Raw genomic sequence first — 12,365 nt, forward strand, 5'->3', positions numbered from 1 at the left:
CTGGCGGGATTATAGACGCGCGGTGTTAGTCCCCTATTTGCTAGGGACACCTCGCAAGGCTTCGTCCGCGCCATCGGCAGGCAATAGCGTCTGGGCTTGTTCGTTGGTTAGTGCGTCCACAGAACGCAAGGCTCGGTGCATGGCTCGGCTTCGCACTTCAGCACCCTCCAAACTGTTCAGCACGGTTTGCGTTTGGGACTTCACCTTGGTCAACACATCACCGAACTTGCCAAATTCAGTTTTGACAGCGCCCAACACTTGCCACACTTCGCTTGAGCGCTTCTCAAGCGCCAGCGTGCGAAAACCCATTTGTAGCGAGTTGAGCATGGCCATCAGCGTGGTGGGACCAACCAACGTCACGCGGTGCTCACGCTGCAGCAGCTCAAGCAAGCCTGGCACGCGCAACACTTCAGCGTACAAGCTCTCAGTGGGCAAAAACATGATGGCGAAATCGGTGGTGTAAGGCGGCTCAATATACTTTTCGCTCATGGATTTGGCCTCGGCTTTGATGCGCGCGGTCAATCCTTTGGTGGCCTCGGTCACCGCAGCCGGGTTGGCCTGCTCTTGCGCCTCCAACAAGCGCTCGTAGTCTTCTGTTGGGAACTTGGCATCAACGGGCAACCAAACAGGCGTGCCATCATCGCTTCGCCCGGGCATTCGAATCGCAAAGTCAACATGATTGCGGCTGCCAGGCTTGGTCATCACCTGCTCGGCGTATTGGTCTGGCGCCATGACTTGCTCTAACAGGGACTTCAATTGCGCCTCACCAAACAGGCCCCTGTTTTTAACGTTGGACAGCAGGTGCTTTAAATCACCAACCCCTTGGGCCAACACTTGCATCTCACCCAGTCCTTTGTGGACTTGCTCCAGGCGATCCGCCACTTGCTTGAAGCTCTCGCCCAAGCGTTGGTGCAGTGTGGCTTGCAGCTTTTCATCCACCACTGCGCGCATTTCATCCAGCTTGGCTGCGTTGCCCGTTTGCAGTTGGGTCAGCTGCGTATCCAATGCGGTGCGCACCTCACCCAAGCGCCTGATGTTGGCCTCACTCATGGCATTGAGGTTGTTGGTGAGGGTGTCGCTGATGTGCACTTGCAAGCTGCTGAGTTGCTGTGCAAACGCATCCATTTGTGCGTTTTGAGTGCGGGTGGCTTGTGCGATTTGCGCCAGCAATGTGCTTTGAAACTGCACCAATGTCTGCGACAACTCACTGCGTGCTTGGCGAGCGCTGTCAGCCACCTCCTGACGCATGTTGCGCTCAAGGCTGGCCACTTGTGCCGCCACTGTGGCACTGGCCTGTGTTTGTGCGTTGTGGGCATTGTCAGCCAACTGCAGCAGCGCGTCAGTTTGACGCTGCACGCCGCGCAACCTGAGCCACAGCAACAAGCCCACAATCAAAGCCACTATGGCGGCTACGCCGCCCCATAGCGCCACAAGCGCAAGCGTGTTGTCGCCGCTCACGCAGCCACCTCGTTAAGCGGTGTCAAGGCTTTACCGGTTGTGTAAAACGCGATGAGGTTGTCAGCCGCCAGGTTGGCCATGGCCAAGCGCGTGGCACGGCTGGCACTTGCAATATGCGGCGTGAGCACCACGTTGCTCAACGCTGTCAAACCCGGGTTAACAAAGGGCTCGCCCTCAAACACATCCAAACCTGCAGCGGCCAAACGGCCACTCCTTAACGCATCAATCAGCGCAACTTCGTCGACCACGCCACCACGGGCAATGTTGATGAGCGTCGCATGCGCAGGCATCAGCGCCAACTGAGCCGCACCCACAATGTGATGCGTTTGCGCTGAGTAAGGCACAACCACCATGATGTGGTCGTTGTTGGCAAACAAGTCTTCTTGGCTCATGTAACTGGCACCACAAGAATGCTCTTGCTCACGCGACAGCGGCGTGCGGTTGTGGTAACTCACCGTCATGTTGAAACCGTTGGCCGCACGCTTGGCGATGGCCTGGCCAATACGCCCCATGCCCAAAATGCCCAAGCGCGAACCAAATACATCGCTGCCCATAAACATGTCGTAGGCCCATTTGTCCCAGTGGCCTGCGCGCAAAAAATGCTCGCTCTCTGTCAGGCGCCTGGCAGTGGCCATGAGCAGGGCAAAACCAAAGTCGGCAGTGGTCTCGGTTAGCACGTCTGGCGTGTTGCTGCACTGCACGCCAGCAGCGGTCAGTGCCGGTACGTCAAAGTTGTTAAAGCCAACGGCCATATTGGCCACCATGCGCAGGCTTGGCGCGCTGCGCAGCAAGCTGGCATCTACACGCTCGCTGCCTGTGGTGAGCAGGCCCCACTGACCTGCAGCCAAGGTGGCCAAGGCTTGGGGGCTGAAAACGTCATCTGACTGGTTGTCCACCACATCAAAATGCTCACGCAGTTTGACCAACACTTCTGGAAATATGGCGCGCGCCACCAACAGGCTGGGTTTGGTCACGGCTTACTCCAACCAGGTGGTAAACGACTGCGCGGACTCGCGCGGTGTGTAAAACGTGTTCACGGTAGCCGCCTCGTCTATATAGCCCAGGGCCATGCCGCACACCATCATTTCGTTGTCGCCTGCACCTATGTGCGGCAAGATGATGCTGGCAAAGCCATTCCAAGCGGCTTGTGGGCAAGTGTGCAGGCCGTGCGCTCTGGCGGCCAACATCACGTTTTGCAAAAACATCCCGTAGTCCAACAAAGAGCCACGGCCCATCACTTTGTCTACCGTAAACATCAGGCCTACAGGTGCATCAAAAAACTTGTAGTTACGCTGGTGCTGGGCGTGCATGGCGTCTTTGTCGCCCTTGGTAATGCCCAGCAAGCCATAAAGACTCCAGCCATTTTCGCGGCGGCGGTCAATAAAAGGGCTCACCCACTCGGTGGGGTAGTAGTCATATGCCTCTTTGTACTGCGCGGCCAGACTTGGGTCTGCACGCACAGCATCGTGGGCGGCGCACACCTTACTCACCAGGCCATCGCGCGATGCGCCTTGCAGCACATAGGTTTTCCAGGGCTGGGTGTTGGTTCCAGACGGCGAGCGCGCCGCCAGCTCCAAAATGTCGGCAATGGTTTGCTGGCTCACTGCTTGCTGCGTAAAAGCGCGCATGGACACGCGGCTGCGAATGGCGTGCTCAACGGTGTCGCTGGCCTTGTTGAGGGGCGGCGGTGCTGCCAGTGTGGGTTGGGTTGTGTGTTGTTGGCTCATTGCGCTGTCTCCAAAAGTTGCAGTAATTGTGTGGGCAGTGAGGTGGGGCGGCGGCTGTCGCGATCGACATAAACGTGCACAAACTCGCCCCAAGCGGCGCATTGTGTGTCGTTCTGTGCAAACAAGGCCACTTGGTAGCGCACGCTGCTGCTACCTGTATGCAACACCCGTATACCGGCGGTTACAGGCTGCGGGAAGGCAATGGGCGCGAAGTAGTGGCACAAGGTGTGCACCACCAAACCAATCACCTCGCCCTTTTGTATGTCCAGTGCGCCGCCCTCTATCAGCCAGCTGTTGACAGCGGTGTCAAACCAGCTGTAATAAACGACGTTGTTCACATGGCCATACACGTCATTGTCTGCCCAGCGTGTTTGTATTGGCCTGAACATCTTGAAGGCGTCGCGCGCCACAGCTTGCACACGGGTGCTGGTTTTGGTCGCCTTTACTGGGGGGGTATCAGAGTGGTTAGCCATCAGGCCATTATGGCAATGTCTTATGCTGGGCCGCGTACCCAGAGAGACTTCAGACATAGGTCAGCAGCACTGTGCATCCGTCACAACAGCTGCCAGGTTGCGGCCAAGTGCATGGCTATAGCGTAGGTTTGCGTTTGCACCCGCACGGTAGTGGCTATGTCATGACCGTAGCCGCCGCCCATGGCAAACGCCAATGGCAGCCGCCTGGCTTTAGCCCAGGACATCACCCGCAAGTCTCTGGCGTACATGCCTTTGTCACTCACCTTCAAGCGCCCCAGCCTATCGCCCTCGTGTATGTCAGCGCCGGCCAAGTACAACACCAAGTCTGGGGCAAAGCGGTTCTCCATCTGCGCGATAGCTTTGTCCAGTGCTTCTAAATAGCTGTCGTCGTCGCAACCGTCTGGCAGCGCCACGTCTAGATCGCTAGGCTCTTTGCGAAACGGGAAGTTTTTCTCGCCATGCAACGACAATGTGAAAATACTGTCGTCTTGAGCCAGCACACGGGCCGTGCCATTGCCTTGATGTACATCCAAATCCACAATGGCCACCTGCATGGGGCGAACGCCTGGGCTGTTGTGACGCCCCCATTCGGCCTGCACCACCCTAGCGGCCACGCACAAGTCGTTGAAGACGCAAAAGCCACCGCCTTTGTCTGCATAAGCGTGGTGGGTGCCACCGGCCAGATTGGCTGCAATGCCCTCGCGCATGGCGGTGCGCGCAGCCGCGATGCTTGCCCCCACAGAGCGACGAGCGCGCTCGGCCATGGCCAGCGACCACGGAAAACCTATTTCACGCTGCGCCGCGTCACTGAGCGTGCCCTTGCCAACCGCTTGTATGTAATCAGGTGTGTGCACCAGGGCCAGCTCCCCGTCGGTGGCAGCTGGCGCTTGCTCAAAATCAATGGCCAAGCCCTGCTGTAAGAGTGCGTCGCGCAGCATGGCGTACTTGGCCATTGGGAATCGGTGCCCCTGTGGCAGCGGCAGCACAAAATTGTCGGCGTAATAGGCGCGCATGTCAGCTAGGGCGTATTGTTGTAAAAATCAAACAAATCAGCACGTCTCAATAAGCATTTTCAAATAATGTTGCACCGCAGCAAAAAAGAGCTTGCAAAACTCAGTGGAAACCCTATACTTCGATTCATGTTGCAGCGCAGCAAAAGTCCAACAGCCCAGCTGACCCGGCCGCCGCACTTCAACTACCGAGTCATTTGACTAAACCTTTTCAAAATGAATGGAGTATGAATATGCTAACCGCTGAACAAATCGTCGCCGCTCAAAAAGCCAACGTTAACACCCTGTTTGGCCTCACCGCCAAAGCCTTCGAAGGTATGGAAAAGCTCGTAGAGCTGAACTTGCAAGCCTCTAAAGCAGCCATGTCTGAAGGCGCAGAAAACGTGCAAGCCATGATGGGCGTCAAAGACGCACAGGAATTATTGGCCCTGCAAGCTGCCCTGGTGCAGCCACTGGCCGAAAAGACAGCTGCATACAGCCGCCACGTGTACGACATCACTTCTGGTGCTACTTCCGAGTTCACAGCCGCTGCTGAAGCGCAAGCTGCTGACACACAGAAGAAGTTCATGGCCGTTGTTGACAACGCCGCCAAGAACGCACCTGCTGGCTCGGAAACAGCTGTCGCCATGATGAAGTCGACTGTTGCTGCTGCCAACAACGCCATGGAATCTGTGCAAAAAGCTGTCAAGCAAGCCTCAGAAATGGCTGAGTCAAACATGAACACCATGGCCGCCACAGCGACAACAGCTACAAAATCAGCTGCCCGCAAGCGTTAATTGATTGAACTTTTAGTTGTAAGTTGTTTCTAACGCCTTGCAACTTCGTAGTTGTCTCCTCGAGTCTCGCGTGCACCAGGGCTTGCCTTGGCGCCCCAGACTCCTTAAAACCCGCCCTACCTCACGGTTTGGCGGGTTCTTTTTTGCCTACACAACCTCAGGCTCAGGCTCTAGCATGATGCCAAAGCGCTCAAACACACTGGTTTGAATGGCCTTGGCCAAAGTCATCACCTCGCCGCCCGTCACAGGGTTGCTGGCGTTGCCCTTGTTCACCAACACCAAGGCTTGTTTGTCATACACACCGGCTAGGCCTATGGTTTTGCCGCGCCAGCCACAGGCGTCAATCAGCCAGCCCGCCGCCAACTTGATGCGGCCATCAGCCAGCGGGTAATGCACCAGGTTGGGCTCTCGCCCAATGATGTCTGCACACTGGTATTCAGTAACGGTTGGGTTTTTAAAAAAGCTGCCTGCATTGCCAATGACTTTAGGGTCTGGCAGCTTGGCGCTGCGAATGGCCACCACCCAGTCCAACACCATCTGGGCTGTGGGCTGTGTGATGCCGGTTTGCTCCACCTTGCGCTGCAAATCCAGGTATGACAGCTCAGGCTGCCAGGCCTTGGGCAAGGCAAAGCGCACATGCGTGATGGCCGCTCTGCCCTTTAGCCCCAAGCCGTTGGGACCTGCGGGCGCATGCTTGAACACCGAATCTCGGTAGGCAAACGCACACTGTGCAGCCCCCAGGGTAAAAGTGTTGCCTGTGTGCAAGTCCACCGCGTCCAGCTCGTGAAAACAGTCTTGCAGCTCTACGCCGTAGGCACCAATGTTTTGCACAGGCGACGAACCCACCACGCCGGGTATGAGTGCCAGATTCTCCAGACCAAACCAGCCCTGCGCGACCGTCCAGCAGACAAACTCGTGCCAGTCCACGCCGGCACCGGCTTGCACAATCCAGTGCCTATCGGTGTCGCCCACCAACTCACAGCCGCTGATTTCCATTTTCAGCACCACGTCTTGCACGTCCGCAGACAACACAATATTGCTACCGCCTCCCAGCACAAAAACGCCGCGCTCGGCGGCACGCTGCTGGGCCAACCAGTCGCTGCGCACCAGCGTTTGCAGGGTTTGCACAGAGTCGATAGGGACCAAGTCACGTGCACGCGCAGCGATGCCAAAGGTATTGAACGGCTGCAGCGAGACGTTGTTGTGCACTAACATGGAGGGCTTGGACATTTGGAAATTGTCGCAGGGTTTAGGGCCGCTTTTGTAGCGGCTGCGCTGCGCCGCTGCTTTAGGAGAAACCACACATGCCATCATTTGACGCCGTTATGGAACCCGACTTGGTTGAAGTCAAAAACGCCATAGACCAATGCGCCCGCGAGATTGGCACCCGTTTTGACTTCAAGGGCACGTCAGCAGCCATTGAACTCAAAGACAAAGAGATCACCCTCACCGGTGACGCCGACTTTCAGCTCAGCCAAATTGACGACATCTTGCGCAACAAATTGGCCAAGCGCAACGTAGACGTGCGCTTTTTGGACATGGGCAAGATTGAGAAAATTGGCGGCGACAAGGTCAAGCAGATCGTGACTGTGCGCAGCGGCATTGCCACAGAAGATGGCAAAAAGATTCAACAAGCCATTAAAGCCAGCAAGCTCAAAGTGCAAGCCTCCATTCAAGGCGACAGCGTGCGCGTGAACGGCGCCAAGCGCGACGACTTGCAAGCCGCCATGGCCCTGATCAAGTCTGAGCTAACAGAGCTGCCGCTGAGCTTTAACAACTTTCGCGATTAATCACGCAACTACTTCACCGCCGCCGTTGCCACCACCTCGATTTTCCAGTCGGGGTTGGCCAGGCGGGCCTCTACGGTGGCGCGCGGCGGAGCATTACCCTCTGCCACCCAGGCGTCCCACACCTCATTCATGGCCGCCATGTCAGTGATGCTGGTGAGGAAAATTTGCACGCGGATAAGGCGTGTTTTATCGCTGCCTGCCTGCGCCAAGTGTTTGTCGATTTGAGCCAACACATCCTTGGTTTGGCTGCGAATATCAAGGGCACCGTTTTCGGGCACCATTCCCGCCAGGTACACCACGCCGCCAAAGGTGGCTGACTCACTCATGCGCTTGCCAACACCGTGGCGGGTAATCGAATTGCTCATACTGATTTTTCTCCTAAACGGCTTTCACTGCCGGCTAATAAACGGCTGACGTTGGCTTTGTGACGCCACACCAGCAACAAGGCCATCACCACCAAACATGCAGCCGAGGCCACAGAGGCCTGCCACATCACCTGATGACCAAACAGCCAATAAAAAGGCGCAAATACGGCGGCCACCATAGAAGCCAGCGACACATAGCGACTGAAATACACAATCACCAAAAACGTCGCCAGGCACGACAGTCCCAGCAGCGGGTCCAGGCCAAAAACTACGCCCACCGCGGTAGCCACGCCTTTACCCCCCTTAAAGCCAAAAAACAAGGGGTACAAATGCCCTAAAAATGCGGCCAAACCAGCAAGTGCCGCCCAAGACGGCGCGCTGCCAGCCAAACCCAGCAAATCGGCATTGCTGAGCACCAGCCAAACGGGTAGGTAGCCCTTTAGCGCGTCCAACAAAAGGGTTGCAACAGCGGCTTTTTTGCTGCCAGAGCGCAACACGTTGGTCGCCCCTGGGTTGTTGCTGCCAAAGGTGCGAGGGTCGGCCAAGCCCATCACGCGGCTGACCAATACGGCAAACGCCATTGAACCCAATACATACGCCAATGCGACGCACAAAACGGGTAGATAAAAACCGGCTTGGGTCATAGTTGCTGTCCTACATCATTGAGGGTTTGGTATTGGTATCGGCGGTGGCGTACTTGGACATGCCTGAAGCGATATGTGATTTGCCGTTTAAATGGCTGGGTCACCCAGCTCAAAACGCAATGCGTCTATGGCAGCCAAAGCATCAGCGCTCAAGTCTATGTCAAAAGCAACAATGTCTTCTTGCAACTGGGCCACTGTGGTCACACCAATGATGGTGCTGGCCACTTGCCACTTGGCCTTGCAAAACGCCAACGCCAGCTGGGTGGGCGTCAAGCCCAGCTCTCTAGCCAGTGCGTTGTAGCGTTTGGCGCCGGCCAGCGCCGCGGGCCTGCCCCAACGCTGCGCGCGCATGCTCTCATAAATGGCCATGCGACCCTGTGGCGCACCACCGTGCTCAAGCCCTAGCTCGTCGTATTTGCCCGTTAGCAAGCCAAATGCCAGTGGCGAATATGGCAGCAAGCTCACGCCCAAGCGGTGCATTGTTTCGTCCAGGCCATTTTCAACGCTGCGGTTGAGCAGGTGATAGGCGTTTTGTACGGTGGCGATGCGCGGCAAACCATGTTGCTCGGCCAAGCGCACAAACTCGTGCACCCCATAAGACGTCTCATTAGACAAACCAATGGCACGCACCTTGCCTGCGCGCACCAGTTGCGCCATGGCTTGTAGCTGCTCCAGTATGCTGGCGCAGGGCTTGTCTTTGCTGGGGTTGAAGTACATTTGGCCAAACAGCGGCGTGTTGCGCGCAGGCCAATGAATTTGATACAAATCGATCACATCGGTTTGCAAGCGCTTGAGGCTGGCGTCGCAGGCGTTGACGATTTCTTTGGCGCTTAGGCCTGAATCCTCGCCCCTGATCCAAGGCATGCCGCGCGACGGTCCAGCCACTTTGGTGGCCAGCACCACCTGCTGGCGCTTGCCAGGGTTGGCCGCAAACCAATTGCCCATGATGGTCTCAGTTACGCCGCAAGTCTCGGCTTTGGCCGGTACGGCGTACATTTCTGCCGTATCCCAAAACGTCACACCAGCATCAAACGCAGTGCTCATCACATCAAACGCGGTGGCCTGGTCGACTTGCTCGCCAAAGGTCATGGTGCCCAGGCAAATAGGCCCCACTTTCAGGTCTGACTGGCCCAGCTGGCGTAAGTCGTGCGGTGTGGTCATGGAAATGCTCCGTTAGGCGCTTGGCTGAAAGGCCAAGAATCGCGCGTGAATTGCCGTATGCGGTTGCACACAACTATAGACATACAAAAAATTAGGTTTGAGAGACACTTTAAACGGCAAGGCCGCGCAATCGCGCAGACACAGCCGTATCAGCCAAGGCAGTGTACTCATGCATCAGTGGCTCAACAGTAGCCCAGTTGTCACACACCGCACAAGTCTGCACCGCGCTTGGCAATGCCATCCCCTCTGGCTACAATGTTTGAAATTTCGATTAGTACAACTCATTACGTATTATTGAATTTCAAAGCCATTGAAAGGCCAGCATGAGCAACGCCACGCACGCAGCCGCTGCACCCAGCGCGACAACGCCCGACCCAGCCCCCATTCTGGGCTTGCACCACTACGCCTACCGCGCCAAAGACGCCGAAGAAACGCGGCATTTTTACGAAGACATTCTGGGCTTGCCGCTGTACCACATCATTCAAAGCGATCATGTGCCCAGCACCGGCGAGTATTGCCCCTACACCCACTTTTTCTTTCGTCTGACCGACGGCTCTTACATTGCCTTTTTTGACTTGGGCGACGACCAAGCCGCGCTGCCCTCACCCAACACGCCAGCGTGGGTGAACCATGTGGCGTTTTCAGTCGGCAACCTGGACGACTTGGCCGCCATGAAAGCGCGCCTTGTGGCACATGGCATTGATGTCATTGGCATCACCGATCACCACGTGTTTAAAAGCATTTATTTCTTTGACCCCAACGGCGTGCGTCTGGAGTTGTCTGCACAAGTAGCCACAGCTGAACAAATGGCCAAAGAAAGCACACAAGCCCGCCAACGCCTGGACGAATGGACGGCCCGTAAAAACGCGTGGCGTACCGAGCGGCTGCACAGCGGCACCACCGCCAAACTCAAACCCCAGCAAAACGACAGGCCAGAGGTTGGCTAAAGCGCTCGCATACCCAAGACATACCCATGAGCAACTACCAAGACCCCTCTTACACCAACGGCTACGAATTCACTGGTGGCCAAGGCTATGAGCTACCCACCTACCCCTTTGTCACGCCGCCAGAGCTGTGCGGCGAGGCAGGCAAGCGACACCCCGTGGTGATTGTGGGTGGTGGCATCTCAGGCCTCACCTTGGCAGCCAGCCTGGCACAACTGGGCGTGCCTGCCGTGCTACTCGACGAAGACAACACCGTGGGCGTGAAAGGTGCGTCGTCACGCGGTATTTGCTACACACAAAAATCATTAGAGATATTTGACAAACTGGGCATCTTTGATCGCATACGCGCCAAAGGCATTGAGTGGCACATAGGCCGCACCTTTGCTGGCGATGACGAGGTGTACCACTTCAACCTGCGTAACCGCGCAGACTTCAAGCTGTCCAGCCAACCAGCGTTTGTGAACATTCAGCAGTTCTACATAGAAGGCTATTTGGTGGAGCGCATTGCGCAGCTGGGCGTGGTGGACATGCGTTGGCAGTCTCGCGTGAGCGCTTGCACGCAAGACCAGCGCGGTGTGACCTTATCTGTGGACACACCTGAAGGCAGCTACCAACTGCAAGCCAGCTACGTGGTGGACTGCACCGGCACCAGCACGCCGTTTCATGAGTGGTGCGGCATGCCGGTATCCAGCATCAAGCGCGACGACCGCTGGTGCATTGCCGACGTGCGCTTCAAGGAGACTCCTCCCACAGAGCGCCACACGTGGATAGAAGCTCCCTTTAACGACAACCGCGCTGTATGGCAACACCTGATGGCCGACGATGTGTGGCGTATTGACTATCAAATGCGCCCAGACGATGACCCCTCTTACGTGGCACGCGAGGACGTGTTGCGAGAGCGCCTGGCCAAGCAATTTGGCAACAACGCGCAGTACGACATTGTGTGGGTAGGCCCCTACAGTTACCGCAGCCAGTTGGTTGAGCGCATGAACGCGGGGGGCATCTTTTTTATGGGCGATACCGCCAAAGTGGTTAGTCCATTTGGTGCGCGCGGCGGCAACACAGGCATCAGCGACGCCGACAACCTGGCTTGGAAGTTGGCCGCAGTGCTCCACAAGCGCGCACCCAAAGCCCTGCTCAACAGCTACCACCAAGAACGCCACGAGGCCGCCACGGTCAACGTCAAGGTCACGGCGCGCACCACGCGTTACTTGCGCCCACAAGACGGCGTGGAACGCCTGTTTAGAGACGCGACTATTGCGCTGGCCAAACAGCACAGCTTTGCACGCGCCCTGGTCAACACCGGGCGCATGGCTGAGGCCAACCCCTACACGCGCTCCAGCGTGTGCACCTACAACCACCGGCTGGTGGGCAAAAGCGTGCAAAACGTGGCCTTGCAATGGACCAACGGCACAGCCGGCTGCTTAAACGACCTATTGCGCTGGACCAATGGCCATTTGCTGCTGCTGTGGTTTACCAACCTACCCAAAGCCACGGCAGCCAGGTTGCAGCAAGCGGCCGCCGCCAGCGGCGTACATGTGGTGCAAGTGGTGACAAATGCCAGCCACGCACAAGCCCAAGAAGTGGTGATTGACCGCAAGGCCATATTGCACAAAGCCTGCGGCCAACAGCCATGGGCACTGGTGCGCCCAGACAGTTACCTGGCCGCCACCGGCACATCTGCCAACGCCCAACTGCTAACAGCCATTGCCACAGCACTGGCCATGGCCTAGACCCACATGGAGTGAAAGAATGTCCGACATCGCGCTGAACTTTGAAGACGCAGACGGCTTTTACGAGCAGCTGCTGGACGCCCACCTCGGGCTGAGTGAGCAGGATTCAGCACTGCTCAACGCAAAACTGGTGTTGGTGATGGCCAATGCCATTGGCAGCGCGGCACAGCTGGAGAAGTGCTTGACGGCGGCACGCCAGTAGCGCTGCGCCCGGTCACAAAGGTGGGGTGTGTGCGCCAGGCGTGGTCTGCGGCGCAGCAGCAGCCGCACCGTCTAAAATCGCG

General features: G+C 57.1%; 14 protein-coding genes. 5 read left to right on the forward strand and 9 right to left on the reverse strand.

What is annotated here, in order from left to right:
• Positions 1-33: 33 nt before the first annotated feature.
• The 5 genes from rmuC to LN050_05115 form a co-directional block, all read right to left on the reverse strand.
• Positions 34-1,458 carry a DNA recombination protein RmuC gene (rmuC, locus tag LN050_05095; GenBank protein ID UFS57182.1) on the reverse strand — a complete coding sequence of 475 codons (1,425 nt, stop codon included), beginning with the start codon at positions 1,456-1,458 and terminating at the stop codon, positions 34-36.
• Positions 1,455-2,432, reverse strand: coding sequence for a D-glycerate dehydrogenase (locus LN050_05100; GenBank protein UFS57183.1), 978 nt, complete (start codon positions 2,430-2,432; stop codon positions 1,455-1,457). Before LN050_05100 ends, rmuC begins: the two co-directional genes overlap by 4 nt.
• Positions 2,433-2,435: 3 nt before the next feature.
• Positions 2,436-3,185: a nitroreductase gene (locus LN050_05105; protein ID UFS57184.1), complete on the reverse strand. Its 750-nt coding sequence runs from the start codon at positions 3,183-3,185 to the stop codon at positions 2,436-2,438.
• Positions 3,182-3,574: an acyl-CoA thioesterase gene (locus LN050_05110; GenBank protein UFS57329.1), complete on the reverse strand. Its 393-nt coding sequence runs from the start codon at positions 3,572-3,574 to the stop codon at positions 3,182-3,184. Before LN050_05110 ends, LN050_05105 begins: the two co-directional genes overlap by 4 nt.
• 164 nt (positions 3,575-3,738) lie before the next feature.
• A complete protein-coding gene (locus tag LN050_05115; protein ID UFS57185.1) occupies positions 3,739-4,671 on the reverse strand; it encodes a histone deacetylase in 933 nt (310 codons plus the stop codon).
• A 230-nt stretch (positions 4,672-4,901) separates the two neighbouring features.
• On the opposite strand from LN050_05115, the gene LN050_05120 reads away from it, so the two are divergent.
• Positions 4,902-5,444: a phasin family protein gene (locus LN050_05120; protein ID UFS57186.1), complete on the forward strand. Its 543-nt coding sequence runs from the start codon at positions 4,902-4,904 to the stop codon at positions 5,442-5,444.
• A 147-nt stretch (positions 5,445-5,591) separates the two neighbouring features.
• Here LN050_05120 and murB read toward each other — a convergent pair whose 3' ends face one another.
• Positions 5,592-6,659 carry a UDP-N-acetylmuramate dehydrogenase gene (gene murB / locus LN050_05125; GenBank protein ID UFS57330.1) on the reverse strand — a complete coding sequence of 356 codons (1,068 nt, stop codon included), beginning with the start codon at positions 6,657-6,659 and terminating at the stop codon, positions 5,592-5,594.
• A gap of 89 nt (positions 6,660-6,748) precedes the next feature.
• Here murB and LN050_05130 point away from each other — a divergent pair, with 89 nt between their 5' ends.
• Positions 6,749-7,234, forward strand: coding sequence for a YajQ family cyclic di-GMP-binding protein (locus tag LN050_05130; GenBank protein UFS57187.1), 486 nt, complete (start codon positions 6,749-6,751; stop codon positions 7,232-7,234).
• An 8-nt stretch (positions 7,235-7,242) separates the two neighbouring features.
• On the opposite strand, the gene LN050_05135 is transcribed toward LN050_05130, so the two are convergent.
• The 3 genes from LN050_05135 to LN050_05145 all read right to left on the reverse strand — a co-directional run bounded on the left by LN050_05135 (position 7,243) and on the right by LN050_05145 (position 9,404).
• Positions 7,243-7,599, reverse strand: a complete 357-nt coding sequence (locus LN050_05135) for a RidA family protein (GenBank protein UFS57188.1) — start codon at positions 7,597-7,599, stop codon at positions 7,243-7,245.
• The gene (gene plsY, locus LN050_05140; GenBank protein ID UFS57189.1) at positions 7,596-8,243 is read right to left on the reverse strand and encodes a glycerol-3-phosphate 1-O-acyltransferase PlsY; all 648 of its coding nucleotides are present in this window, start codon (positions 8,241-8,243) and stop codon (positions 7,596-7,598) included. The genes LN050_05135 and plsY overlap by 4 nt, the downstream gene beginning before the upstream one ends.
• A gap of 87 nt (positions 8,244-8,330) precedes the next feature.
• Complete coding sequence (locus LN050_05145; protein UFS57190.1) at positions 8,331-9,404, reverse strand: aldo/keto reductase; 1,074 nt, start codon at positions 9,402-9,404, stop codon at positions 8,331-8,333.
• A 323-nt stretch (positions 9,405-9,727) separates the two neighbouring features.
• Here LN050_05145 and LN050_05150 point away from each other — a divergent pair, with 323 nt between their 5' ends.
• From LN050_05150 to LN050_05160, 3 genes are read left to right on the forward strand one after another with little or no spacing between them, the layout of a single operon-like run.
• The gene (locus LN050_05150) at positions 9,728-10,351 is read left to right on the forward strand and encodes a VOC family protein (GenBank protein ID UFS57191.1); all 624 of its coding nucleotides are present in this window, start codon (positions 9,728-9,730) and stop codon (positions 10,349-10,351) included.
• A gap of 26 nt (positions 10,352-10,377) precedes the next feature.
• A complete protein-coding gene (locus LN050_05155; GenBank protein ID UFS57192.1) occupies positions 10,378-12,081 on the forward strand; it encodes an FAD-dependent monooxygenase in 1,704 nt (567 codons plus the stop codon).
• A 19-nt stretch (positions 12,082-12,100) separates the two neighbouring features.
• On the forward strand, positions 12,101-12,283 hold the full coding sequence (locus LN050_05160) for a DUF2783 domain-containing protein (GenBank protein ID UFS57193.1): 183 nt from the start codon (positions 12,101-12,103) through the stop codon (positions 12,281-12,283).
• The last annotated feature ends 82 nt before the right edge of the window (positions 12,284-12,365 follow it).

Source organism: Comamonadaceae bacterium M7527 (assembly GCA_021044545.1).
GTDB lineage: Bacteria > Pseudomonadota > Gammaproteobacteria > Burkholderiales > Burkholderiaceae_C > RS62.